Here is a 25896-nt window from a genome sequence, read left to right as displayed (position 1 = left end):
ATTTTCTTAAATTTCAGGAAAAGTTGCAACCGATGCGCAAAAACGGGCATATTAGTAGATGAAGAATGAAGGAGGAATCTACTATGGCAGATTGGAAATCAACCTACACACACTTTTTGAAACAAGCGAAAGAAGATATCCACGACCGAGAACAACTCGGCGACCTACTTGTCCAAGGTGAACGCGCCCTCGCAAAAGTGACCGTAGACGTGGCATCCAATGAAATCAGCAATATCGAGCGCGAAGAAGAACTGACGCTCTACTTCCAAATGAAACAAATGCTGAATATGTTGCGCGCGCTATACAATGATCAATTTGAAATGCAACCTGACAAACAAGAAGAGCTTGTCGCGGCAATTCTATACTTCGTCTCACCGTTCGATGCGATTCCAGATGATGTACCGCTCGGACTATTCGATGATGCTCAGGTGATCGATTATGTACATGAACAATTAGCGAGTGATATCGACCGATTCCATAACGAATTGTGACTTGAAATGATGAACGAGTAGCAGTACGCTAGCAGAAGACTTACCAAAAGGAGGCGTAAGGCCTAGCCATTATCTATGTATGCTAAATCTCGAAAACGGGTTGCCCTTGAAACGGTACTGTTCATCATTGCCGGGACAATCCTTCAGTCTGTCTTTGTCAGTTTACTGCTCAAACCTAATGAAATCGGTTCGGGGGGAATCGTCGGAATCACGTTGATTACGAACGAACTATTCGGAACGCCAATCGGGATGACCCAGCTCGTGCTCAATATCCCACTCTTCATCTTAGGGTTAAAATACTTGGGACGTCGCTTTATTTTGATGACGGGAATTGTTGTCGTGCTCTCTTCTATCTTAATCGATAGTTTACCTGTCCTTATTCCGCCGACTCCACTTGACGATCCGCTCGTCGCTTCCGTATTCAGCGGAATCGTTTCGGGTCTCGGACTTGCTCTCCTCTTATTCGCAGGCGCTTCTACCGGCGGTCTCGATATTTTAGGGAAAGTCATTTATATGAACAACCGAAACTTGTCGTTACCTAAAATCTTTTTGACACAAGATATCATCGTTTATGTAATGGTCTTCATCGTCTTTGACATTAAAGCGGTCATGTATGCCCTTGTGTTAAGCTTTGTCCGGTCACGCACGTTACTCACGATTCACAAGTTCTTCTCCGCTCAAAAGCAATGTTTCATCATTTGTCAGAAGGCGGATGAAATCAACTTGGTCATTAAGCAGAACTTAAAACGTGGCGTCACCATCATGGATGCGACAGGCGGATATTCGAACGATTCGAAAAAAATGCTGTACGTCGTCGTCCAGAACAATGAAATCCCTCGACTTCGTCAGATTGTTTCCGAGATTGACTCTGAGGCATTTGTCACCGTATCAGAAATCGATTCCATCGTAGGGAACTTCAAAGAACACTCGTATACACTCTAATATTTACCTGTTCGACAACAATCTCGTATTGTTGTCGATTTTTTTGTGTAATCTTCGGTCACCTGTTCCGATAATAAATAAGAGACCCCTATATATAAAGAAGGAGGTGCATGAGTTGTCAGTTCACTCGTTGCGCCAATACGTTCCGGCGATTCTCATCGGAACGTTTTTGACCGGACTTTTATTGTTATTTTTGACCCCTCATGATCTGCGAAACAGCACGTTGCTCATCTATTATCTCGTCATTTCAGGAGCAGCCATCTTATTTAGTGGAGTAGCAATTTTTAAACATAGAGGGATGAGAAGATTTATTCATGTTTTGATTACTGCGGGAAATGTGTGCTTCGCACTTTATTTACTAATGCACTATAATTCGACAGGTGCGAATACTCAATACCTCTTGTTTTTACAAAATTTCTTTTACTTAATCATGGCTCTGATTGTCATTACTCAATCCATTGAGATTCGCACGTTGAAATTACGTACGTTTGACTTGTTCGCCTTATTTAGTTTCTTTGTGATTGGTGCACTACATATATGGTTTTATTCCACACAAGACGTGTCACTCGTATCTCAGTTGAGTGGCTTTGAAGAGCAGATGCTCCTGATCAGCCTGTACATGATGCTATCCTTCTTGTATTTAAATCGCGTCGTCTCGGCTGGACAGCAATTCCGGATCCTTGTACTCGTCGGAATTTTAAGCTTCACGGTCGCCTCAATCGCGAACACGCTCTTTGTGTTTTCAGGCATCACACATGAACTAGTTCATCTCGTTCAAGTCAGTAGCATTCTTATGATTTCTATCAGTTATTGGGTCGAGGATATATCGGAAGACGCTCTTGCTTACGATTCCATTTTGGATTACATTCTGTACAGTATCGTCGTCATGCTATTTTTACTCGCTTCAGACCGCCTTCTCGGTACGTCTGTAACCGATTCAATGATTGCGAATGCCGTGCTTCTCTTGCTCATTCGCCAGTTCGTCGTCTCAAAACAGAACGCGCTCATCAGCCATCGTCTTCATTCCGTCAATACAGATTTAGAAGTGGCCGTGTCGACAAAGGCGCATGAACTCGAGATTCGTGAACAGCAATACCGCTCGCTTTTCGCCTATCATTCAGAACCAATTTTCTTATTCGATTTGCACGGCGAAGTGTTGTCGGTCAATGAGGCAGGAAGTTCGATTCTTGGATTGACGACGGACAAGTTACTTGGGTCAAACATCCTCGACATCATCGAATCGAAAGACCGTGCTCCGTATACGATTATTCTTCAAGAGTTATCAAACGGTCGACCGAGAACGATTGATGTACGGATTATGACCGAAGAAGGCGAGACACGTGTTTGGCAACTCGTCAATGTTCCCATGATCATCGACGGGGAAGTCGAAGGTATTTACGCTATCGCGAAAGACATCACGCAAATGATCGAGCAGCAAGAACAAATTTTATACCAAGCCAAATTCGACAGTCTGACAGGGCTTCACAACCGTTACGCGCTACAAGAGCAAATTGAACGTTTGATCGAAGAAGGTCGCACGTTCACGCTCATGTTCTCTGACTTAGACGGCTTCAAAGAAATTAACGACCAGTTTGGCCATCATATGGGAGACGAGCTTCTGCAGCATATCGGAAAACGACTGCGGACCGCACTCCTTCCAAACGAATATGCCGGACGTCTCGGTGGTGATGAATTTATTGTCGTCGCCGAGCACGGTGATGATGAAATGTTGACAGAACGCTTACGGCGTCTCGTCTATCGCCCACCTTATTATATGGCTGGAACACTCGTCGAAGTGCATGCCTCGATTGGAATCGTCCGCTTCCCAGAGCATGGTAAGAAATTGAAACACCTGCTCTCGAACGCCGATCTCGCCATGTATCGTGCAAAAGACAAAGGTCGTGACGAGACCGTCATGTTCGAACCAGAATTACGGGAAGACAAGGAAGAACGGAAAGTATTGATGGAAGGACTTGATACCGCACTTGAAAAAGGAGAGATTTCACTTTTCCTCCAACCTCAAGTCGATGCGTCTACGAAGGCAGTGATTGGAGCGGAGGCGCTCATGCGTTGGCAACATAACGGGACGTTCATTCCCCCGAGTCAATTCATTCCGATTGCTGAAGAAACCGGTCATATCCACGATTTAGGTCGCTGGATGATTCATGAGACGTTCCAACTGATTCACGTATTCGAACAAGGGGATATTCATTTACCGAAGCTTTCGGTCAACTTGTCCGTTCGGCAATTGTTCGATGAGCATTTAATTGATTACTTGAATACGTTGTTCGAGCGATTCCCAATTGATCCATCCCGACTCAATTTTGAATTGACCGAAACGGTCGCCGCACATCATTCCGATCGCGTCTTGAATCGGATTTTAGAATTAAAGTCGCTCGGTATCAAACTTTCGATTGACGATTTTGGGACAGGTTATAGTTCGCTTGCCTATCTCGTTCGTTACCCAATCGATGAATTGAAAATCCCTCGTGAATTCACGATGCAACTTGAAGAGAACCGTGAATATCAGATGGTCACAACGACCATCGTCGCCATGGCACGACAACTTGGTATGGCGCTCGTCGCCGAAGGTGTAGAAACTGAATATCAAGAGACGTTCCTTCGTAAAATCGGATGTGACTCCATGCAAGGCTATCGCTATGCAAAGCCGATGCCACTTGATGAGTTCGTCATTTATTACATGAAACACGCAACGCCCTGAACCGAACGATGTATCGGTTCAAGGCGTTTTTTCATTTCATCTCATACACTTTGACTTCACCAGGTTTTAAATCGACATGGAGATTCCATTGTTCATCAAACGCATGTTCCGCATATGGCCACGAAGTCGGTGAGTAGACCATCTCTGCAAAGCGACTAGCGTTCCAATTTCGGCGACGTACACCATCAAGGGAAACCACGCCTCGTAACGACTCCCACATATTTGTGTTCGCTACAACGATCAACGTATCGTTCGTCTCCGGACGTAACCACGCGAACCCGATAAACGGTGCAAATGGCTCGTCTAAAATAAGTGGTTCAAAATGGTTCGGATCAACGAGTACATCAAGCCAACGGCGACGAATCTCTGCCACTTGATGCATCACTTCAATCATCTCATCTCGCTCCGGATGATCCCAATGGAACTGATACGCATCAAAGAACGCGAGTTTTCCGAAATACGGGTCAGTCGGGAAGAGTTGATACGCTTCTTCAGGACGGCAATCGAGTCCGGTATTCATCGGCTGCGTTTCATATAATTCAAGTCCAGAGTTTGTCATCGGGACGCCATTCGGCATAAAACCGTTCAGGACTGTCAACAATCGACTTGCTTGTCGTCCCCCTTCTCGCGTCGCCAGTCGACGTGTATCCGCCGTTTCCCCTGCTGCGAATACTGGAAGTGGTAAAAAGCGTGAGTCGTATAAGAATTGATGGGTTTCATGCGTGTCGAATCGAGGTTCTTTATAAAAACCATATCCGATGATCATGTTATAACCGGCATCTTTCGCCGCCCATGCTCCTGCTTCAATCAATTCTTCCGCGATAAAGCTAAAGTTTGAGTCGAGTGAGCGTGGTTTTGCTAAAATGCGCTGTGCCAAATCGACAGGGAGTGCATGTCCCATGTCGATGCGTGCGCCATCAATGCCATATTCGCGTTGATAGTGTGGAATGATATCGGCGAGCATTTCCCAAAGTGGCTCGTTGATCACATTTCCCCGGAATTGATTGGACTTGATTGAATCAAACAGAATATAAGGAGCGATATTCGCATCGTTCACATAAGGAGCCGCCGCAAGCGGATGGTCTAAGAAGAGACGAAAGTAAGTCACATCCGACCAAGGCGGTTGCGGATCGTTGATACAGTCTGAAAAGGCAGGCGCTGTCGTCAATCCGAACTCTCTTTCAATCGTCGCGAGGACGTTCTCTTCTGGATGATCGATCAAAAAAGCGCGTACTCGCTCCCATTTTTCAGCATCAAGTAAGTTCGGAGCCATCGAGAACCGTCTCAAGTGTTGCCAGACATCTTCTGAGTTGTACACCATTGGTAAGAAAGCAAATTCTGGTTTTACATTCTCTCCAATCCCTGGCACAGATGGTGGATGATAATAATCGACTTCGGCTAGCGGAATCCAGTAGAACCACTCCGGATTTTCAAGGATGAGTCGATTGTCTCGCGCACATGTCCGAGGAATGACGTCGATGACGACACGAATCCCTACCATGTGACAAGCTTCCACAAATGCTGAAAACTCTTCTTCGACAGTCATCGCATCGCCAGTCAATGTTTCCTTTAACTCTTCATCAATGGCAAAGAAATCTTGAACGGCATAAGGAGAGCCAAATTCACCTTTCTTATTTTTATGACTATGCTGAGAAATCGGTAACAGGAATAATGTATCAATCCCCATATAAAGGAGATGTGGAATGAGCGCAAGCGTTTTCACAAATGTGCCCGTGTCTTTCATTCCTAGTGAGTTCTGCATCTCCACATAACCCGATCCATCGTGATCCCAAGAAGTCGATGTACGAACTTGCATCGAATAGACAGAGGCACGCTTAATCCAATCGCCACCCGTCTGTAAATGACCATCTGCACTCGCGATGGACGTCTGATATTCTCGATTTTCTACCGCATATGGAAGAATCGCTTTCTCTATTGTTTCTACTAAAAAATCATACGGATTTACACGCTCGACCCCGTCACGAATCGGTTCAGAAGGAAAATGCATACGATTCCACAGACTCGGAATCTCATAAGTAAGATTCGTTCGCTGATCTTGTAACACCTGGTACAACTTGTGTAACGATGAATTCTCTGACATATTGACTCTCCTTAAGCTTCTAATGGTCTTCTGTTGTATAAAGTTCTTACACTAATTGATTATACATTTACCCGTTTTTTCCTTTTTCAAAAAAATATTTTCTGTCGACTTTTCCAAAATCATGTACGATGGAGTAGAAAGGAGGGTCACGATGTCACAACGAAAGTGGATTTTACTATGGATCAGCCTATCCGTGCTATCCATCTCGATCATCGGTATTTTTATTTTTCAATTGAGAGAGACGAATGAGCGGCTCGAAATCATACAAGATGAACAACTCGGCTCTTACGAGGCGATTGAAGATATCATGTATTATAACGTCGAGCGAGCAAACGCCATCCGTGGTTTACTCGCCTACGAAGACCGACACTTTTTAGAAATGTACTATAGCATGTCTCGACAAGCCAGGGCATTGAAACAGTCCGTCATCGATGACCCGGACACACCGAGTTCCGTCCTCGATTTACTCGAGCGAGATGCCATATGGGAAAAAGAAGCCGATCGTGTACTCGTCATCTATGAAGAAGGCGACCTGACGAAAGCCACTGCAGTAGCCGAGACGATGACACAGCAACGTCAGACCATCCTAGAGGACTTACGGTCGCTCAAGCAGATGCAGTATAAAGATATCCAGAAAGAGTTGATCGCTGCAGAAAATCAAGTCTCATTCTTAACTCAAGTACTGTTCACCATCACGTTCTTATTGATTGCGATCATCGTCATCCTTACCTTTTTACTGGTGCGCATTAAACCTGAACATGAAACAATCGAATAGAGAAAGGAGTGTTTCAGACTGATGCTGAAACACTCCTTTTGTCATGATGATGTCATTCGTAATAATCTCGTCGCATTCGCGATGGCAAGCAGTGCCACACCGACGTCCGCGAAGACAGCTTCCCACATCGTAGCAATTCCGAATAATCCTAAAATCAACACAAGCGCTTTCGTCCCGAACGCTAAGAAGATATTTTGCCAGACGACACGTTTTGTCTGCTTCCCGATCTCGATGGCTCGGACCACATCGTTCGGGTCGTCATGCATCAAGACAACATCCGCTGCCGTGACCGCTGTCTCACTTCCGACTCCCCCCATAACAAGCCCGACATCGGCTCGTGCTAACGCTGCCGCATCGTTCATTCCATCTCCGACAAATGCAACTTTTTGGGAGGAGGTCATCTGTTCAATCGCTTCTACTTTTTCGTGCGGAAGCAATTCGCCTCGTACCTCATCTAGTCCGAGTCGTTCGCCGATTGTTGTAGCGACTTCGCATCGGTCTCCCGATAACATCACCGTCCGGTATCCGGCATCCTTCAACGCTTGGATTGCAGGATACGCATCCGGCTTCACCGTATCCATTAATTCGATTCGTCCTAGCCAACGATTGTTTTTCATCACGTGAACACTTGTCCCAATCGATGTATCCTCAATCGTTTGACCTAAATACCTCATATATCGGGCGCTACCCACGTAAATATGATCATCGCCATCATGGGCATGGAGACCATATCCGGGCTCTTCTTGAATCGATTCGAACGGCTGAACGTCTCCGACTCGATTGACGATGGCTCGCGCGAGCGGATGATTCGATGCTTGTTCGACGCGAGCGGCAAGGTGCAACAATTCTTCAGCGTGCACCCCTTCTGTTGTTACAACGTTCGTCACTTCAAACCGTCCTGTTGTTAATGTTCCTGTCTTATCAAAGACGACAGTGTCCACTTCTGTTAACGTGTCTAAATATTCTCCACCTTTTACAAGAACACCTTGTTTAGAGCCCGCTCCAATCCCACCGAAATAACCTAATGGAATCGAAATGACGAGCGCACACGGACAACTGATGACGAGGAAAATGAGCGCACGGTAGACCCACTCTGACAAGTCTCCCACAAATAGCGGTGGGACAAATGCGACGAGTGTCGCCATAACGACAACGAAAGGTGTATAGACTTTCGCCAATCGGGTAATCATCTGTTCTGTCTTCGCCTTTTTCCCGTTCGCCTCTTCTACGAGGGCAATCATCTTTTGAAGGCTCGATTCGGCGGCGAGCTTCGTCGTCCGGATGACGAGTCGTCCTTCCAAATTGATCATCCCCGCCAACACCTCTTCACCTGCTCTCACTTGACGAGGAACCGCCTCACCTGTCAATGAAGCTGTATCGAGTGAACTCGCACCACTGAATACAACCCCATCCATTGGAACGAGTTCTCCGGCACGGACAATTAGGTGTGAACCGCTTACTACATCTTCTGGCAATCGCTCGACTTCTTCCTCACCAATTAGTACACGAGCGAGCGTTGGTCTCATATTTAACAAAGATTGTATCGACTTCCGCGAAGCGCGCACCGCACGCCCTTGCACGTATTCTCCAAGTTGATAAAACAACATGACCGCTACGGCTTCCGGATATTCGGCAATCGCGAATGCTCCGATGGTCGCGATGGTCATTAAGAATTTTTCGTCAAACCATTCCCTGTGCCATACATTTCGGACGGCACCATATACGACATCATATCCAGCCAGCCCATACGCTACGATGTAACCTGGAATGGAATCCATCCAAAGGGCAATCGAAAATATGAGGGCAGCCGCAAGGAATCGCCAAAGGACCGTATCTCGTTGTTCGGTTTGATCTTCCTCTGTTTTGATAAACTTCGCACCCGGTTCGATTCGTTTCATTGTCTGCTCGATTGACTCGAGCATTGCTTTGCGTTCAGAAACATCAATCCATTCAATCACCATTCGGCTCGTTGCGAAATCAATTTGGCAAGATGCCACTTCTTCGCGTTTCGTGACATCTCGCTCAATTTTTGCCGCACAGTTCGTGCAGGTGATTCCATACACAGGTAACACGTCTCGATTTTTCATTCCACTCCCCCTAACATTCAAACGTTCATTTGAATATATCGTAACGCGAAATGAAATTCATGACAATAGAAAAAATGACCGAACCTTAAAAGGATCCGGTCATTGAATTCAAACATCTTTCTGTTCTTCGCTATGGGCCAGCGCAATTTCAACAAGTTGTCTGACATGTTCGTCGTCTAATGAATAATACACGACTTTCCCCTCTTTGCGATATTTCACCAGCCCTTGTTCGAGTAACGTCCGTAAGTGATGGGATGCGGTCGCATTCGAATGACCGATGATGGCGGCAACATCACAAACGCAAAGTTCATGTTCGAGCGTCAGGACATACAGTACTTTCAAACGAGTCGGGTCAGCGAACGCTTTAAACAATCGACTGACACGTGGGGCATCCAATTTTGCCAAGGCGGTTTGTAGCGTCGGTACATCTTCTGATTGAATCCCAATCGTCTCACATTGGGGCACTTTCATATTTTTCACCTCGTTTTTTATGTATATAGTGTAGCAAAAATTCGGCAACATATCTGTTATATATTATAGTTGACTTATAGACTGCTGTTATAATACAATCATGACAACAACCAAAACTGTCAGACAATTTACCGAAGGAGGCATTTTCATATGAATGAATGGGCGAGCCGACTCGAATCATCTGTCGAGTTTTATCAAAAATTACCGGATAAGACATGTCAGGAATGTGGAAAACATATGGACGAACAGTGCGAGTCATACGAAACGACTTGTGCTTCATGCACAGAAAAGCTTCAACACGCAGAATAACACAACACCCCTTCGATTGAAGGGGTGTTGTGTTATTACATCGACCAACCGATGTAAGCCGCGATTAGTCCGAACAGATAGGTCGCAAGCAAATAGAGACCGAATCGAATCCAGTCTTTTGTCGCAAACCGCATCAATTCAAGTTTTAAGGTCGAGAACGTCGTAAACGAACCAAAAAATCCGATACCTAAAAAGAGAATGAGCGATTGGTGATCGGTATGCGCGTACAAGTACCCGAGACCAAACGACCCTGTTATATTGACGAACAACGTCGCCCACGGAAAAGTTGAATCAGACCATTTTTTCATGGTCTGACCGATTGCGAAGCGGAGAATCGCACCGATGAAAGCGCCAGCTGTAACCCAAAGAAGCGTCATTTCACTTCACCTCTTGTCGACGTTTTTATTCCAATGTGATAACCAAACCAGGAACTCCATAAACCGAGTGTGATGCTGAGGAATACATATGTAACAGCGAGAAGTATATGATCATTTTCAGCTAATTGAATCGTTTCTACACTAAACGTGGAAAACGTGGTAAACGACCCGATCATTCCGGTTCCGATAATCGTGACGATTTGAGGAGAAGGTTTTCCCCTTTGAAGGAATCGATGCGTCAGCCATCCTAACAGAAAGCTTCCAATTAAATTGATGAACAGTGTCGCGACTGGAAACGGGCTCGTTCCGAAAGAAGCGACTAGTAATCCAAGTCCGTACCGTGCCAACGCTCCAACTGCACCTGCTAACCCAACGTATACGTACAGCATCTCATGCCCTCCTCCACGAAAAAGACACCTGCAACATGCAGGTGTCCATTCAACTGAGGCTATTATACCAAGCTGTCGCTGTTTACGAAATAGCTGCCGGAGCAAGAACTGCTTCGATTGCTTCAAACGCTTGATCGAGTTCTTCTTTCGTGATGACGAGAGGTGGAGCCAATCGAATGACTGTCTCATGCGTTTCCTTGCAGAGAAGTCCACGTTCTTTAAGTGCCTCACAATATGGACGAGCCGCTTCGGTCAATTCGATGCCGATGAATAATCCGCGTCCACGGACGTCGCGAATCATCGGATTATCGATTGATTTCAAACGTTCCATGAAATACGTCCCTAACTCTAACGAACGCTCGACAAGTTTCTCTTCTTCCAACACTTCGAGCGCTGCGACTGAGACCGCAGAAGCGAGCGGGTTTCCACCAAATGTCGAGCCGTGTGATCCTGGATTAAACACAGAAAGAATTTCTTGATCCGCGGCAACGCATGAAATTGGGAAGACACCGCCTCCAAGCGCTTTTCCGAGAATGTACATATCCGGTGTGACATCTTCCCACTCGATGGCAAACCATTTTCCTGAACGACCAAGCCCAGACTGAATCTCATCAGCCACGAATAGGACGTTGTGTTGTTGACAGAGTTCAGATGCACGTTTCAAGTAACCTTCTGGTGGAATGATGATTCCTGCCTCACCTTGAATCGGTTCCACGATGAACGCTGCTGTATTCTCTGTGATTGCCGCTTCAAACGCATCGATATCGCCATATGGTACGACTTTGAATCCTGGTAATAATGGTCCGAACCCACGTTGGTACTCTGCTTCAGTCGACATCGACACAGCAGCCATCGTACGTCCATGGAAGTTTCCGGTGCAGACGATAATTTCGGCCTGACCTGGAATCCCTTTTACTTCATACGCCCAACGACGGGCTGTTTTTACCGCTGTCTCTACGGCTTCTGCGCCCGTGTTCATCGGCAACACCATTTGTTTTTTTGTAAGCGTTACCACTTTGTCGTAAAAGCGTCCGAGTTGATCGTTGTAGAAGGCACGTGACGTCAACGTAATCTTATCTGCCTGATCTTTGAGCGCTTGAATGATTTTCGGATGGCAGTGTCCCTGGTTGACTGCAGAGTATGCACTTAACATATCCATGTAGCGATTCCCCTCAGGATCGGTTACCCAAATCCCTTTCGCCTCCGAAATAACAATCGGTAGTGGATGATAGTTGTGTGCCCCGAATTTTTCTGTCAGCTCAATCACATCATGTGTTTTTGACATATTGCTTCCCCCTTATTCAAAACTATCTTACCCTTACAGTATATGATGTCCGCCTTTCTTTTGACAATGACGTACTTAACCATTTCTTGAATTGGCAAAATCAGGTACACTGACATTAGAATATGCATTGAGCATGACAGATTGGAGGAAATGATGTGGCTTCATTGCGTGATTTATCGGTAGATCAATTCATCGATGCTTTGTCTGTACCGTGTTGTTATATTTCTCAAGATGGTACGGTTCTGTTATGGAATACACATGCCGAAGTATTGTTCGGGTGGGAACGTGAAGAAGTCCTCCATCAACCACTTCCTGTCGTTCGGCAGTTAGGACATGCTTTGGAGACATGGACACCGCTCCTCCTTCAATATCCATTTTCGACGACGGCGATGACGCCTTTTCAACATAAAGATGGCTCCGTCATTTATGCGACCGCATACTTGCAATCTTTTTCGCTCGAAGGGATATACGGCTACTTTCTCGCCTTCCTGCCAAAAGGATTCGGACCTCTCATTAGCACAGAACAATTCAATTTACTTCATCATTTTCAAGAAATGATCAAGCAATCGACCCATTACTTGGCAACGAACGCAAAAGGGGAAATCGTCGATATCAATCCATCCTTATGTCGTTTACTCGATGCAACGGAGCAGCAACTAATCGGACGAGATTGGTTCGAACTCATTCATGACGAAAGTGACCAGAGCAGGGTTTCACGTGATGTCTTAAAGTCCTTGGCGACGAATCGCATCTGGAACGGAGAAATGCCGATTTCTTGCAAAGAGCACGATGATGAGCCTTGTTGGCTTAATTTGACCGTCGTGCCGATTGTTAGTGAAAAAAATGATGTGATTCAGTATACGGCGTTTGGATTCGATGTTTCAGAAAAGAAACGTCTCGAAAAAGAAGTTCGATTCCTTGCTTATCAAAACGAATTAACAGGACTCTACAATAAAAAAGGATTCTTACGTCAATACGATTCAATCCTTCAACAAATCGATGAGCGAGAAGGACTTCTCCACATCGCTTTATTCGATATCGATCGCTTCAAAATCATAAACGAATCGTTCGGATCTCGCGTCGGGAATGAGCTCCTCGTCCAAATCAAGGAGCGCGCAATCCACCTCATCCCGGAATCTGCTTTATTGTTCCATCCGACGGGCGGACTATTCGGTGTCATGTATTTTGAAGAATCTAAAGAAGAAGTGTTCCAATCACTCCGTCATCTGCAACACGAATTGCAACGCCCATTCCGAATCTACCATCACTCAATCATGGTATCGATTTCAGTCGGCTGTGTGTTTTATCCATCTTCTGCGAGTTCGCTCGAGGAACTGTATACGCGCGCCGAAAGTGCCCTCTTCAAAGGAAAACAGATTGGAGTTGGCACGATTCAATTCGTGACAAAAGATATGGATGCCGCATTCTCAAGACAAATTCATATCGAGAAAGCCTTATACCGTGCGTTAGAAGAAAAACATTTTTATCTCGAGTATCAGCCGAAGTATGAGTTGGCGACAGACCGTCTCATCGGTTTTGAAGCGCTCCTTCGCTGGCATCACGAAGAATTGGGACAAATCCCGCCTTCCGAGTTCATTCCACTCGCAGAAGAGATGGCGCTTATCGTCCCGATCAACAACTGGGTCATTTTAGAGGCGACGAAACAGTTAAAGACATGGAAAACTGAATTTGAACAACCACTCTCGATGGCGATTAACATTTCACCAAACCAGTTCCGGAGCGACAGTTTCTTGAATACGCTTCGAAACATCAAGCAACAACTCCAACTCGACACATCAGATGTCATTTTAGAAATTACGGAAAGCTTAGTCATGCAACAAACCGATGAAATCATTGAGCGCATGGAGCAAATCAAGCGACTGAATTACCGTCTGTCGATTGACGATTTTGGAACGGGCTTCTCGTCCTTGCAGTATTTAAAGTCATTCCCAGTCGACGAACTTAAGATTGATAAAGTATTTCTCGACGATTGGATGACATCTAAATCTCACTTGCTAGACGTCATCGTCCATCTCGGGAAGAGTTTAAACCTTCACGTCGTTGCCGAAGGGGTCGAAGACGAAGAGATGCTTCAGCATTTAAAGTCTACCGCGTGTGATTCATTCCAAGGTTACCTGTATGCAAGACCTGCTTCTCCAGAGGCAATCGAACAATTACTCCGGTCATCAAAAAACTCACCGAACGCATGAAGCGTTTGGTGAGTTTTCTTATAATGCAATCGATGATGTCCAAAGACCATATACGCCATACGTGGCACATAACAAAATAATGACAGCGATAATCGACTGCGTGCGTGTTAAGAACGGGCGTCCCTGTTCTCGCTCTGCCAACAGGAAGACAAAAATACCAGGTGCGTAAAGAATCATCGCAATCAGGACGTATTCGATTCCTGATGCATACAGTAGCCATGTGGCGTATATCGAGGCGATGGCAGAGATGACCATCATCCGTAACGATGCCGTCCGCTTCGCTTCCATCCATCCATAAAGTGCCGAGAAAAGATATGGAACGAGCGCTGCGATCCCGGCGATACTCGACAAGACAAGGTACGTCTGCTCCGAGAATAATGCAACAGCTGTGACGACTTGCGTAAACACTTGTGTGATCAATAATGCGTTCACTGGCGTATCGTTTGCGTTCAATCGATTGAACACTTTCGGGAAGACACCGTCTCGACTAGCGACGTACGAAATTTCGGTCGCTAAAATCGTCCATCCGAGCAATGCGCCTGTCAATGAGACGAGCAACCCGATATTAATCAATGTCGCCCCGAACGGTCCAACGACCGCCTCTAACACATAGGCCATCGACGGTTCTGGTAACGCCGCGAGCTGTTCTTGCGTCATGACACCGAACGAGAAAATCGAAATCATCATATAAATTAACAATGTGCCGATCAATCCAATCACTGTCGCTCGTCCCACATCTTTTTTTTGACGCGCGCGCGAGGATAAGACGACTGCCCCTTCAATACCGACGAACGCCCATAATGTCACGAGCATCGTAGACTTCACTTGAGGGAAAACATTTGCCCAAACAAATCCAGACTCGCCCCAAAAGTCGACCCGGAACGTGTTAATCTGAAACGCAAAGAGAATGAGCACGATGAACAAGAAAATCGGAACGAGCTTCGCAATCGTCGTGACGATGTTCAACAGTGCCGCCTCCCGCATTCCACGGGAAATGAGCCAAAATAATCCCCAAACCAAAATTGCACTGACGAACAAACGGAACAATCGATGTTCTGCCGAGAATACAGGGAAAAAGTATGCCAACGTGCTAAAAATCAAGGTGATGTTTGCCACTGTCCCAATCCATGCTGACATCCAGTAACCCCAGCCGCTGTTGAATCCGACAAATTTGCCGAACCCTTCCCGTGCATAGGCGTAAATGCCACCTTCTAACTCAGGACGCGTGTCCGCTAAAAACTGAAAGACAAAGGCGAGCATGATCATCCCAATCCCTGTAATCCCCCATCCGATTAAAACAGGTCCTACACCTGCCCCTTGTGCCATAGCACCTGGGAGATTAAAGGCACCTCCACCAATCATTGTCCCGACGACCATGGCCGCGAGACCGAAAAAGCCGATTCCGGCTGAATGTTGTTTCAAATTAACGCCTCCACCAATCTATAATCTTATCGAATAACTATACAAAGATACTGTATAATCATTCGTCGATTTTTCTATTCTACTTCCTAAAAGGATTGAGGGATAGATATTCTAAATAAGTTTATATTTTCGAATAATTTGAAAAATTCCATTGCATATTCATCCTAGATGTAGTTTAATTACAACATATTCTAAATTATCAGAATTTTCGGGAGGTTGTATGATGCGTAACAAAAAATGGCTAGCTTTATCGGGGGTCGCTTTATTAGCGACAGCAGCTTGTAGTACAGGAGACGACTCATCGAGTTCGGAGGATTCATCTTCAAGCGATGCTAAAAAAGAAATTACGATGGTATCGGCGACAGATTTGCCACAGCTCGATCCAACACTTACGACGGACTCGACATCGATTATCGTGACGAACAACGTGTTCGAAGGGTTATATCGTCTAGACGAGAACAACCAACCGACACCAGGGATCGCCGAAGATGTCGAAGTATCAGAGGATGGTCTTACATACACGTTTAAACTACGTGACGCGAACTGGTCAGATGGCTCACCGATTACAGCTGAAGACTTTGTCTACTCTTGGAAACGCGCACTCAATCCAGAAACAGGTGCCGAATATGCGTATATCCTTCAAGACTTAAAAAATGCAAACAAAATCCTTGCAGGCGAAGCGTCTCTTGACGATCTCGGTGCGAAAGCAATCGACGAGAAGACACTTGAAGTTCAGTTGGAAGCACCCGCACCATATTTCTTAGGATTAACTGGTTTCCCAACATACATGCCGCAAAAACAAGAGTACGTCGAAGAACAGGGCGAAGAATTCGCGACTTCTGTCGACAAGACGCTCTATAACGGTCCTTATGTGTTGAGCGAATGGCAAGACAATGCAGGATGGGTCTATAAGAAAAACCCAGAGTATTGGGATGCTGAAAACGTGAAGATGGATACGATCAACGTCAAAGTCGTAAAAGACGTATCGACGGGTGTCAACTTGTTCGAGTCAGGCGAAGCGGACTACACGCTTCTCTCATCTGAATTCGTTCCACAATTTGAAGACAGCGACGAATTCAAGACGCGTGCCGATGCACGGATCAACTTCCTTCGTTTCAACCAAAAGAACGAGGCGCTTCAAAACGTTAACATTCGTGAGGCACTCGCCAAAGGATTTGATAAACAAAGTGTAACGGATGTCATCTTGACGGACGGTTCACAACCAGCGAACTTCATCGTGGCGAAAGATTTCACATTCACAGAAAACGGCGCTGATTTCCGTGAGAAGCATCCAGACCTCCTCAGCTACAATGTTGATGAAGCGAAAGCCGCTTGGGAGAAAGGTCTTGAAGAGCTAGGAGTCGAAACAATCGAGCTCGAGTTCCTCTCACGTGATGAAGAAGCGTTCAAGAAAGTCAACGAATTCATCAAAGGTGAACTCGAGAAAAACTTGCCTGGTTTAACGCTTAACATCAAACAACAACCGTTCAAAAACTTCCTTGACCTCGAAGGAAAAGGTGAGTATGACGTTTCTGCTGCTGGATGGGGCCCTGACTACCAGGATCCAATGACATACCTCGATATGTGGGTCACAGACGGACCATTCAACCGTATGGAGTACTCAAACGACGAGTATGATCAATTGATCCAATCAGCGAAGAAAGAAGCCGATCAGATGAAGCGTTGGGAAACGATGCAAGAAGCTGAACGTATCCTTCTTGAAGAAGATTTCGCAATCGCTCCGATTTACCAAAAAGGTGAAGCATACTTAGAGCGTTCAAACATCGAAAACATGTACCGTCACCCGTTCGGTGCCGATGCGAGCTTCAAGTGGCTTGACGTCAAATAATGAGATAACATCCTTGATACCTATACGGATCAAGGATGTTTTTCTGTGGTGAAAGGGATTTTTACTTATGAAGAGTTGGACGCTATGGCTCACCCTATTGGCTACCGCAATCTGCATCCTCAATATTTTTTGGATTTGATGACCGGAACTTCTTATTGTTTTGACTTCACCTCCATTTGGGTTACTCGAGACAGCTTGGTTTTCCTCACATATCATCCATTCGACCTCACTGCCACAGTCAGCACTGTACATGGTGACAGCCTCCTTCTGGTTCATTCTCGGTAGACTGTTCGATCGTCTAGTTGATTCAGCAAAAACACACAAAAAAAAGACTTCCATCGATGTGATGGAAGTCTTTTTCATCTATTAAGCTTCACGCTGTGCGCGAATGTCAGCAGGTACTTTCCCACGTTTTGAAATCACTTGCGCGATTCCCACTAGTACCACAAACGAGATCAATGCCGCAAAGAACCCGATCCAAATCGATGCTGTGATTCCGAGTACCAAGTATCCAATCGCTGATACGATTGCTGCAAGGATCGCATATGGTAATTGCGTCAACACGTGATCGATATGGTGTGAGCCAGCTCCTGTTGAACTGAGAATCGTTGTATCCGAAATTGGTGAACAGTGGTCACCGAACACCGCACCTGCCAATACAGCAGCGAGTGATGCGAGAAGAAGCTCTGGTTCGACTGCCATGATCAAGTCCGCCCCGATCGGAAGCATCAAACCAAACGTTCCCCAGCTCGTCCCTGTCGAGAATGCCATAATTCCGGCAATCAAGAAGAGAAGAAGTGGCAAGTACGAAGCAGCAATTGTATCCGTGACGAAGCTCGCCAAGTATTCCCCTGTCTTCATGTCACTGATAACTGCAATGATTGTCCAAGCAAACAAGAGGATGAGGACGGCTGGCCACATCGCACGGACGCCTTCCCATGCCGCTTTTCCATAGTCACGCGCCGGGATTTTACGGCCGACAAGAAGAAGGAGTGCGACAATCAAACTGATGACGACACCTGCGACGAGCGAACGTGTCACGTCTGTCGATTCGAACGCCCCGATCAATGAGAAGTTCTGACCATCTGCTGCAAGTGCTTGTCCACCTGTATAGAGCATTGCCGAAACAGTCGCAATGATAAGTGTGATGATCGGAACGATCAAGTCGCGAACTTTCCCACCTTCGTGTTCATGCAAATCTTCGCTCATTCCCATTGGCTTTCCTTTTGCTGAATCATACAATTCACCTTGAAGGGCACGAAGTTCATGCGTACGCATCGGTCCGATGGCAAGTCCAGTAAAGGCCACATACGCTGTCAACAAGAGTGCGAAGACGGCATAGAAGTTCATCGGAATGATTTGAATGAACGCAGAGAATGATGAGTAGCTATCAATCGAATATTTTGTCAAAATTCCAGCGATGATGGCGATGATGTACGCACCCCAACTTGAAAGCGGGCTGATGACACAGACAGGTGCTGCTGTTGAGTCAATCGTGTACGCAAGTTTCGCGCGTGAGATGTTTTTACGGTCTGTGAGTGGACGACTGATGTTCCCGACCGCCAAACTGTTAAAGTAGTCATCGATAAAGATCAAAATACCAAGACCAAACGATACGAGACGCGCTCCGCGTGCCGTCTTGACGTTTGCAGCAGCCCATTCACCGAATGCGCGTGCGCCACCTGACGTTTGAATGATTGACGATAAAATTCCGAGAAGGAGCAAGAACGCAATCAACAATACGTTCCATTCGTTAATGGCTCCATCCGACCAGAATAGGGCAATGATGTTCGACCACAAGTATTGAATCGAATCGAGCGGATTGAAACTATGCAAGAGAAGCACCCCTGCGATAATCCCGACACCGAGTGATGGGATGACCTTTCTTGTTGTGATTGCCATAATAATTGCGAGTAATGCCGGTACAAGTGAAAGTACCGAAGTTGAATAATCTACCATGCTGAATTCCTCCTTTTTTATTAGGATGAGGCCCCCCTATGCTTAAAAAAACGCAAAGCGAGGGCATCGGCAACAAAGCCGACACCCTCGCTGGATGTTCCGTCTTTCTTAGCCGACTTGGAGCGCTCCATACGTAAATATGTATGGCAGTCCGACGGGTATTTCCCGTCAGCCCAGCACAACCCCACGGACATGGTGTTGCACTTCGGCGATCCTGCCTTTTTGTAGTCCTCATCGTTGTCATCCTCCGACTACTTACTCATCAGCATCGCACCTCTACCTCATCGATAGCACGAATATTCATTTAAAGTTACGTCTAAATTATCACAAGTTGACGTCACATATCAATAGTTTTTTTCATCACGAATGATTCTCTTCAAAACAGCAAGCGCTTCTTGGTCATTCGTCTCTACTGCTTTAAAGAAATCGTTGAAGAAGTGGTATAACACGAATCGGTCAGCGTGAGACTTCGTCTGTTCTTTAATCGTAGAAAAGATGAGTCGCCGTAAACGGCGTTTCGTCTGTGTTTCTTCTGGCAGTTCTTCGCATCGGTCCTTGAAAGCACGATATACAGAATTGATCAATTCCTCATGTTCATCATACGACCGATTGTAAGCAACTTGTTCCATCTGTAATATCCCCCCTTTCAAATTTGACCCGATGAAACTTGTCGTAACTATACCAACTTCCTGTCAGTCATTCAATCGTTATCGACCGTTCTTAACAAAAATCATACGTTAGACCGAGTCAATCGTTGATGAATGAGAAAGTGGTCACGTCGAACAATCCCATGTCGGTCAATTTCAAATCTGGAATAACCGGTAAGGCAAGGAATGACATCGTCAAGTATGGATTAAAGTGACGGTGTGCACCGACAACGTCGAGCGCATCATTTAACTGTTCGAGAATATCTGCGACTTCACGGTAAGGACGTTTTGTCATGAGACCACCGATTTCAAGCGGGAGCACGGCGAGCACTTCCCCTTCCGATACGGCAACGACCCCTCCGCCTACTTTTTCGAGTGTTCTCGCTGCGAGTAACATATCTTCCGGGCTGACTCCAGCGATGACCAAATTGTGGCTGTCATGGGCAACAGTAGCTGCAAGTGCACCTCGTTTTAATCCGAATCCTGTGACGGGAGCTAGCGCCATGTGACCTGTCCCATAATGACGTTCGATGACGGCGAGCGTGGCGATATCCTGTGATAAATCTGCCCCTGACGCATCTGGTTGGAACGTGAGACGTTGTCGTTTTGTCAACAAGCTGTTCGGAAGCACTTGAATGACATCCACTTCTTCCTCGCTCGGGGCAAGTCGGAACGAGTCAGCAGTCAATTCAGGTAATGCTAGTTCACCTTTCATCGGTTTTGGCACTTCAATCCCCTCAGCGTTAAATGTCGCATTCCCTGCTTCGGCGACGAGCGTACCATTGACGTACACTTGCTCGATTTTTACCGATTCGACGTCTGACAAGATAACGAAGTTTGCTTTCTTCCCAGGTGCGATGGCCCCGATTTCTTTTAACCCGTAGGCTTCTGCCGCATGTAAGCTCGCCATCGCATAGGCCGTCTCTAGCTTGACGCCTTGCTTGATCGCTGTACGAATGTTGTAGTCAATTCCACCTTCTGCGACCAAGTCATCCAAATGTTTATCGTCTGTACAGAAAAGGAAACGATGGGCATTGCTTTCTGTCACGGCCAAACTGACCTTCTCTACATTTCGTGCAACGGAACCTTCCCGAATTTGAACGTAGAATCCACGTCGTACCCGTTCAATCGCCTCTTCGGCCGTCGTACATTCGTGGTCCGTCATGATTCCTGCTGAACGATATACATTCAATTGATTGGGGTTGAGACCTGAAGCATGGCCATCCACGACTTTGCCCACTTGTTCCGTCTGCGCAATCTTTTGAAGCATATCCTCGCTTCCTGCTTCAACCGATGGATAGTCCATGACTTCACCTAATCCATGTACACCAGGGTCTCCTAAAAACGGTGCCAAGTCCTCTGCGTACAACTTTGCACCTGCATGTTCGAATGGTGTCGCCGGCACACAGCTCGGTAACATCATGCGGACGTCAAGCGGTAGCCCTTTTGCATCCGCTAACATATATTCAATCCCAAGCGCCCCGTTCACGTTCGCAATCTCATGCGGGTCCGCAATAACCGTCGTGACCCCGAGTGGCAAGACCGCTTTCGCAAACTCATGAGGTGGGACCATCGACGACTCGATATGGACGTGCGAATCGATAAAGGACGGGGCAAGCGTCCAAGTCGGGTCATGATATTCGACCTCTCCATCGTATCCTTCCCCAATTGCCACGATATACCCGGCATCGATGGCGACGTCCGTACGAATCGTCTCACGACTGTACACGTCAATCACAGCGACGTCTTTAAAGACGACGGCCGCTTTCTTTTTCTTTGCGGCGATGTCAATCAAATGTTGTTTCTCCATCTTTTGATCTCCTTATTCAACGTATTTTAACTATCTTACCAAGAATATTCTTTTCGTTGCAATTTCTTTTTCAAGTTGTGCGACAATGATAGCATATCGATCTGAAAGGGGTTACAACGATGCAATACAAACTAGGAGAACTGACACCACACGTCGATTCGACGACTTATCTTGCACCAGGATCACATGTCATTGGCGATGTGACAATCGGGGCACACTCAGGAGTATGGTTCAACACCGTCATCCGTGGAGACGAGGGTCCGATTCGAATCGGTTCTTATGTCAATATTCAGGATGGTTCGATGATCCATCAATATGAGGGTTCACCGACCATTATCCATGACCGTGTCTCGATTGGTCATATGGCGATGATTCACGGGTGCGAGATTGAAGAGGATTGCTTGATCGGGATGCACGCTACCGTGCTCGATGGTGCAAAAATCGGGAAAGGGTCATTCGTGGCTGCGGGTGCGCTTGTGACACCGAATATGCAAGTCCCTGAAGGGGTGATGGTGATGGGCGTACCAGCAAAAGTCGTCCGTCCTCTGAACGACGAAGACCGCTTCATCATGGAGAGAACGGTTAAGAAGTATGCGAAACGTGCTGAGCAGTACCAACAGTCGTGCGTACCCATAAGCGAAACGCATAGTTTGTGAAAGCGTTTACAAGATTCATAAAATGTTAACGTTTCTCTCGAATTTTCTAAACAGTTCCTTTGTATACTAAAGATGTAGCCAAGCTGACGTATTGAAAGGAGCCCACTCTATGTATCCGAACCACGATCAACTCATGTTAGATTTGTACGCCTCATCGATCAACCCAAGTTATGGCCTTCATATCGATGATTCTTTCGATGACACGCTCCATGGTGCACATCGTGAGGTTTGGGAACGTATGCATTTGGATAATAGTAGAGAAGAAGATTCTAAAAATGGAGGAACGGCTGGATGATTCCAACACCTGTGATTCAAGATTGGCTCGCAACTAAATTAAAACGATAACGGATTTATATAGACAGCGAGCGAAGGAAGAATCCTTCGCTCGCTTTTTTATTCAAAAATGGTCAGGTGTGCATCAATTGGCTGTCGTGCTTTCGGTGCAGGAATATCTGCTGTGTCATATTTCCCGATTTGCAGAAGACCGATAAACGTCTCGCCTTCCGCTCCAATCATTTCTTTCAAACGCGCATCGTCAAATAGTCCACCCGTACGCCAGACCATTCCGATTTCACGTTCACTGAACAAGAGTTGAACATTTTGAATAAATGTCGCCGTCGCGAGCAACGCATCACGATTCCCTTTTTCCGTCTCAAATCGCTTTGCCGTCACATACATACACGTCGCTGCATTCAAGATGCGTCCTGTCACTTTTTCACGCTGTCCTTCTGATGCCTCCGAGAAGGCGGGCTCGAGCGCATCGAGTAGTACTTGTTTCCCATCCCCATTGAACACATACACGTTCCATGGCTCGACTTTATTATGAAACGGTGCGTGGTGTGCCGATTGCAACACCTCATAGAGCACCTTCGTATCAATCGGCTCTTCCTTGAAAATCCGAACCGTACGTCTGTCTTCAATTAACTGTTGTGCTGCTGTCTTTGTCATGACCATCACTTCCCCTTTTTTTCTCTTCTCTATCATAATTGAAAAACGTTCTCATTTCAAAATCAAAAAAAGACTACAGATTGCTCTGTAGCCTTAAATCGATTGGCCAATGACCTCGCATGCCACCAAGTCTTCAAACGTTTGGCGACGTACGACGAGGCGATGACGCCCATCCTTGACGAACACAACGGCAGGACGAAGCATTTGGTTATAGTTGCTCGCCATCGAGAAGTTATACGCTCCCGTTGCTTTGACGAGTAGCAAATCACCCGGTGTGACAGGAGGGATCAAGGAGCGGTTCGAGATGATATCTCCCGACTCGCAACACGCTCCGACAATTTTTGCCTCGAGCGTCTTCTCTTCATTCATCCGAGTCGCTGCCACGACTTCATATTCTGCGTCATATAGCGCCGGACGAATGTTATCTGTCATCCCACCATCGACGGACACAAACGTGCGTACGCCACTCACTTCTTTGACGGTTCCCACCTCATAAAGCGTGGCGCCTGCATTGGCGACGAGCCAACGACCAGGTTCAATCCCGATTTTCGGAAGTGGCAATTCACGTGCCTCGACTTCCTCGACCAACGTCTCCATCACACGCTCCATCGTTTGTGCGAAGTCGAGACGCTCGTCTTCATCCAAGTAAGCGACACCGAAGCCACCACCAATGTTTAACACATCCGTCGTATAGCCGGTCTCTTGACGAATCGTATCCATGAAGCGCACCATCGTCTTCACCGTGTTGATGAAGAGGGTCGGATCTTGAATTTGAGAACCGACGTGACAGTGAATGCCCTTCAACTGTAAATGTTCCGCTTCCAACGTCGCACGAACAGCATCCAAATACGTATCGTCATGCGTCGGAAAACCGAATTTTGTATCAACCCCACCCGTTTGAATCGCCGCATGGGCACCTCCAACGACTTGAGGCACGATGCGGAGAAGAACATCGACTTCACGATTATATTCAGCCGCAAGTCCTGACAAGAGGCTGATTTCACGCATGTTGTCAATGGTAAAGTGTGTAATCCCCTGTTCGAGTGCGAACGTGATATCCAAAATCGTTTTGTTCGACCCGTGGACGTGAATGCGCTCTGCCGGTACACCGGCATGCAGTGCCACGTACATCTCACCCCTCGAGACGACGTCGACACTTAAACCTGCCGCCATTACTTTTTCATACACGGCCGCAATCGATAACGCTTTTGACGCGTACAACGCATACGTATTCGGATACTTGTCTAGGAACGCATCCTGGACAATCCCAAGGCGACGCTCTAGTTCTGGCTCACTCATGATGTATAAAGGTGTCCCGTACGTCGCTTGAAGTTCACGGACGGACACACCTTCGATCAAACATTCTGATTGATTGGTGGTGTACATACAATTCCTCCTTCAAAGCGATGGGGGACACGCCATGAACGAGCACAGAGCTGTTCTGAATTGTTGGCGTAACCAACACGTGTCACGTCATCGATTTTCGTTTCTACCCCATACAGTGTGACCCGATCGCCGATTTGTACGTCGTCGTCCACTTTGATGAAGCTATGACTCATAAAGATATTGCTGACGAACGGATAGGCTTTCCCTTCAATATGAACAGGCAAGTGACGTCTCGCTCGCATTAACCCATCTCCGTATCCGACAGGAAGAACGGCGATGCGTTCCTTCGTTTCGGCCGTGTATCCCGTCCCATATCCGACGTGAGCGCCTGCTTCAATGTCATGGACCGCGACCACTTCTGTCTCCCAATAGAAAGCGGGAACCAACCATTCAACGGGTTCGACCGATGAATAGCCATATAAGAAAATTCCGACACGCACATGTGTGCAATGATGCAAGCGCGCGTCATCTTGAAGCGTGGCTGCACTATTTGCCGCATGGATCAATTCAAACGTATGACGTTCCATCAAACGCGTCGACCAGTCGGCAAAACGTTCGACTTGCACGCTATGCTCGACTTCCGCGTTATCTGCATCCGCGAGCGGGAAGTGCGTACATAATCCGACGAGGTCCAGTCCTTCATTTTGACAGAAGGCGACGATTTGTAGCGCTTCTTCAAACGTTTTGGCACCGAATCGGTTCATCCCGACATCTAGTTTCAAGTGTAGGCGAACTCCATCGAGATGTTCTCGCTGTGAGACGAGCCATTCATATGACCCGATGGCGACATCAAAGTCATGGGCATGCACGTGTTGCCACTTATAGACCGGATTCATGACGAGGACACGAGCCGCTTCTGCATGCGTTCGAACTTCGATTGCTTCTTCGATTGTTGTCACCATGAAGTGACGGACCCCTTCATCATACAAAGTCGTCACAACTGGCTCCATCCCTAGGTTATAGGCGTTGTTTTTCACGACCGCAAACACGGGGCGCCCGAGCGCTTCAATCCGACGTTTGTTCTCGCGAATCGCATTCAAGTCAATTGTGACTCCCATCG

Annotated in this window: 22 protein-coding genes and 1 riboswitch; of the genes, 9 read left to right on the top strand and 13 right to left on the bottom strand. The window is 46.6% G+C overall.

Annotated features, from left to right (window positions below; all coding sequences use genetic code 11):
- The first annotated feature begins 83 nt into the window (after positions 1 to 83).
- The 3 genes from KNO86_RS12780 to KNO86_RS12770 all read left to right on the top strand — a co-directional run bounded on the left by KNO86_RS12780 (position 84) and on the right by KNO86_RS12770 (position 4155).
- Positions 84 to 491 carry a YkvA family protein gene (locus KNO86_RS12780; RefSeq protein ID WP_074033005.1) on the top strand — a complete coding sequence of 136 codons (408 nt, stop codon included), beginning with the start codon at positions 84 to 86 and terminating at the stop codon, positions 489 to 491.
- A gap of 75 nt (positions 492 to 566) precedes the next feature.
- Positions 567 to 1433, top strand: coding sequence for a YitT family protein (locus KNO86_RS12775; RefSeq protein WP_214696834.1), 867 nt, complete (start codon positions 567 to 569; stop codon positions 1431 to 1433).
- Positions 1434 to 1548: 115 nt separating this feature from the next.
- Entirely contained in the window at positions 1549 to 4155 is a 2607-nt protein-coding gene (locus KNO86_RS12770; RefSeq protein WP_214696832.1) for a putative bifunctional diguanylate cyclase/phosphodiesterase, read from the top strand.
- A gap of 31 nt (positions 4156 to 4186) precedes the next feature.
- Here the strand turns inward: KNO86_RS12770 and KNO86_RS12765 are convergent, their stop codons facing one another.
- On the bottom strand, positions 4187 to 6256 hold the full coding sequence (locus KNO86_RS12765) for an alpha-amylase family protein (RefSeq protein ID WP_214696831.1): 2070 nt from the start codon (positions 6254 to 6256) through the stop codon (positions 4187 to 4189).
- A gap of 151 nt (positions 6257 to 6407) precedes the next feature.
- On the opposite strand from KNO86_RS12765, the gene KNO86_RS12760 reads away from it, so the two are divergent.
- Positions 6408 to 7031: a hypothetical protein gene (locus KNO86_RS12760; protein ID WP_214696829.1), complete on the top strand. Its 624-nt coding sequence runs from the start codon at positions 6408 to 6410 to the stop codon at positions 7029 to 7031.
- A gap of 41 nt (positions 7032 to 7072) precedes the next feature.
- Here the strand turns inward: KNO86_RS12760 and KNO86_RS12755 are convergent, their stop codons facing one another.
- Both KNO86_RS12755 and KNO86_RS12750 read right to left on the bottom strand, forming a co-directional pair.
- A complete protein-coding gene (locus KNO86_RS12755; RefSeq protein ID WP_214696827.1) occupies positions 7073 to 9118 on the bottom strand; it encodes a heavy metal translocating P-type ATPase in 2046 nt (681 codons plus the stop codon).
- Positions 9119 to 9226: 108 nt separating this feature from the next.
- Positions 9227 to 9589 (bottom strand): ArsR/SmtB family transcription factor, encoded by a 363-nt coding sequence (locus KNO86_RS12750; protein WP_214696825.1) that lies wholly within the window; start codon positions 9587 to 9589, stop codon positions 9227 to 9229.
- A 150-nt stretch (positions 9590 to 9739) separates the two neighbouring features.
- On the opposite strand from KNO86_RS12750, the gene yhfH reads away from it, so the two are divergent.
- Positions 9740 to 9898, top strand: coding sequence for a protein YhfH (yhfH, locus tag KNO86_RS12745; RefSeq protein ID WP_214696823.1), 159 nt, complete (start codon positions 9740 to 9742; stop codon positions 9896 to 9898).
- Between the two features lie 35 nt (positions 9899 to 9933).
- On the opposite strand, the gene KNO86_RS12740 is transcribed toward yhfH, so the two are convergent.
- From KNO86_RS12740 to KNO86_RS12730, 3 genes are all read right to left on the bottom strand, one after another.
- On the bottom strand, positions 9934 to 10275 hold the full coding sequence (locus KNO86_RS12740) for a fluoride efflux transporter FluC (protein ID WP_214696821.1): 342 nt from the start codon (positions 10273 to 10275) through the stop codon (positions 9934 to 9936).
- Entirely contained in the window at positions 10272 to 10664 is a 393-nt protein-coding gene (gene crcB / locus KNO86_RS12735; protein ID WP_214696819.1) for a fluoride efflux transporter CrcB, read from the bottom strand. Before crcB ends, KNO86_RS12740 begins: the two co-directional genes overlap by 4 nt.
- Before the next feature lie 82 nt (positions 10665 to 10746).
- Positions 10747 to 11949, bottom strand: coding sequence for an ornithine--oxo-acid transaminase (locus KNO86_RS12730; RefSeq protein WP_074032995.1), 1203 nt, complete (start codon positions 11947 to 11949; stop codon positions 10747 to 10749).
- A 155-nt stretch (positions 11950 to 12104) separates the two neighbouring features.
- Here KNO86_RS12730 and KNO86_RS12725 point away from each other — a divergent pair, with 155 nt between their 5' ends.
- Positions 12105 to 14159 (top strand): EAL domain-containing protein, encoded by a 2055-nt coding sequence (locus KNO86_RS12725; RefSeq protein ID WP_214696817.1) that lies wholly within the window; start codon positions 12105 to 12107, stop codon positions 14157 to 14159.
- Positions 14160 to 14177: 18 nt separating this feature from the next.
- Here KNO86_RS12725 and KNO86_RS12720 read toward each other — a convergent pair whose 3' ends face one another.
- Positions 14178 to 15581: a basic amino acid/polyamine antiporter gene (locus KNO86_RS12720; protein ID WP_214696816.1), complete on the bottom strand. Its 1404-nt coding sequence runs from the start codon at positions 15579 to 15581 to the stop codon at positions 14178 to 14180.
- Between the two features lie 223 nt (positions 15582 to 15804).
- On the opposite strand from KNO86_RS12720, the gene KNO86_RS12715 reads away from it, so the two are divergent.
- Complete coding sequence (locus KNO86_RS12715; protein WP_214696814.1) at positions 15805 to 17430, top strand: peptide ABC transporter substrate-binding protein; 1626 nt, start codon at positions 15805 to 15807, stop codon at positions 17428 to 17430.
- Positions 17431 to 17796: 366 nt separating this feature from the next.
- On the opposite strand, the gene KNO86_RS12710 is transcribed toward KNO86_RS12715, so the two are convergent.
- From KNO86_RS12710 to ade, 3 genes are all read right to left on the bottom strand, one after another.
- Complete coding sequence (locus KNO86_RS12710; protein ID WP_214696812.1) at positions 17797 to 19389, bottom strand: Na+/H+ antiporter NhaC family protein; 1593 nt, start codon at positions 19387 to 19389, stop codon at positions 17797 to 17799.
- Between the two features lie 112 nt (positions 19390 to 19501).
- A riboswitch (Lysine riboswitch) is annotated at positions 19502 to 19676 on the bottom strand.
- A 57-nt stretch (positions 19677 to 19733) separates the two neighbouring features.
- Entirely contained in the window at positions 19734 to 20018 is a 285-nt protein-coding gene (locus tag KNO86_RS12705) for a hypothetical protein (RefSeq protein ID WP_015880753.1), read from the bottom strand.
- A 118-nt stretch (positions 20019 to 20136) separates the two neighbouring features.
- A complete protein-coding gene (gene ade, locus KNO86_RS12700) occupies positions 20137 to 21846 on the bottom strand; it encodes an adenine deaminase (RefSeq protein WP_214696810.1) in 1710 nt (569 codons plus the stop codon).
- Between the two features lie 119 nt (positions 21847 to 21965).
- Here ade and KNO86_RS12695 point away from each other — a divergent pair, with 119 nt between their 5' ends.
- Positions 21966 to 22502, top strand: a complete 537-nt coding sequence (locus tag KNO86_RS12695) for a gamma carbonic anhydrase family protein (RefSeq protein ID WP_214696808.1) — start codon at positions 21966 to 21968, stop codon at positions 22500 to 22502.
- 109 nt (positions 22503 to 22611) lie between these two features.
- Entirely contained in the window at positions 22612 to 22797 is a 186-nt protein-coding gene (locus KNO86_RS12690; protein ID WP_214696806.1) for a hypothetical protein, read from the top strand.
- Positions 22798 to 22895: 98 nt separating this feature from the next.
- On the opposite strand, the gene KNO86_RS12685 is transcribed toward KNO86_RS12690, so the two are convergent.
- From KNO86_RS12685 to alr, 3 genes are all read right to left on the bottom strand, one after another.
- A complete protein-coding gene (locus KNO86_RS12685; RefSeq protein ID WP_251127014.1) occupies positions 22896 to 23450 on the bottom strand; it encodes a nitroreductase family protein in 555 nt (184 codons plus the stop codon).
- A 93-nt stretch (positions 23451 to 23543) separates the two neighbouring features.
- A complete protein-coding gene (lysA, locus tag KNO86_RS12680; protein WP_214696796.1) occupies positions 23544 to 24836 on the bottom strand; it encodes a diaminopimelate decarboxylase in 1293 nt (430 codons plus the stop codon).
- Positions 24806 to 25894, bottom strand: coding sequence for an alanine racemase (gene alr, locus KNO86_RS12675; protein WP_214696794.1), 1089 nt, complete (start codon positions 25892 to 25894; stop codon positions 24806 to 24808). The genes lysA and alr overlap by 31 nt, the downstream gene beginning before the upstream one ends.
- Positions 25895 to 25896: the final 2 nt, after the last annotated feature.

Source organism: Exiguobacterium sp. s160 (assembly GCF_018617575.1).
Classification (GTDB): domain Bacteria; phylum Bacillota; class Bacilli; order Exiguobacteriales; family Exiguobacteriaceae; genus Exiguobacterium; species Exiguobacterium aestuarii_A.
This window is presented reverse-complemented; position numbering and strand designations above follow the sequence as displayed.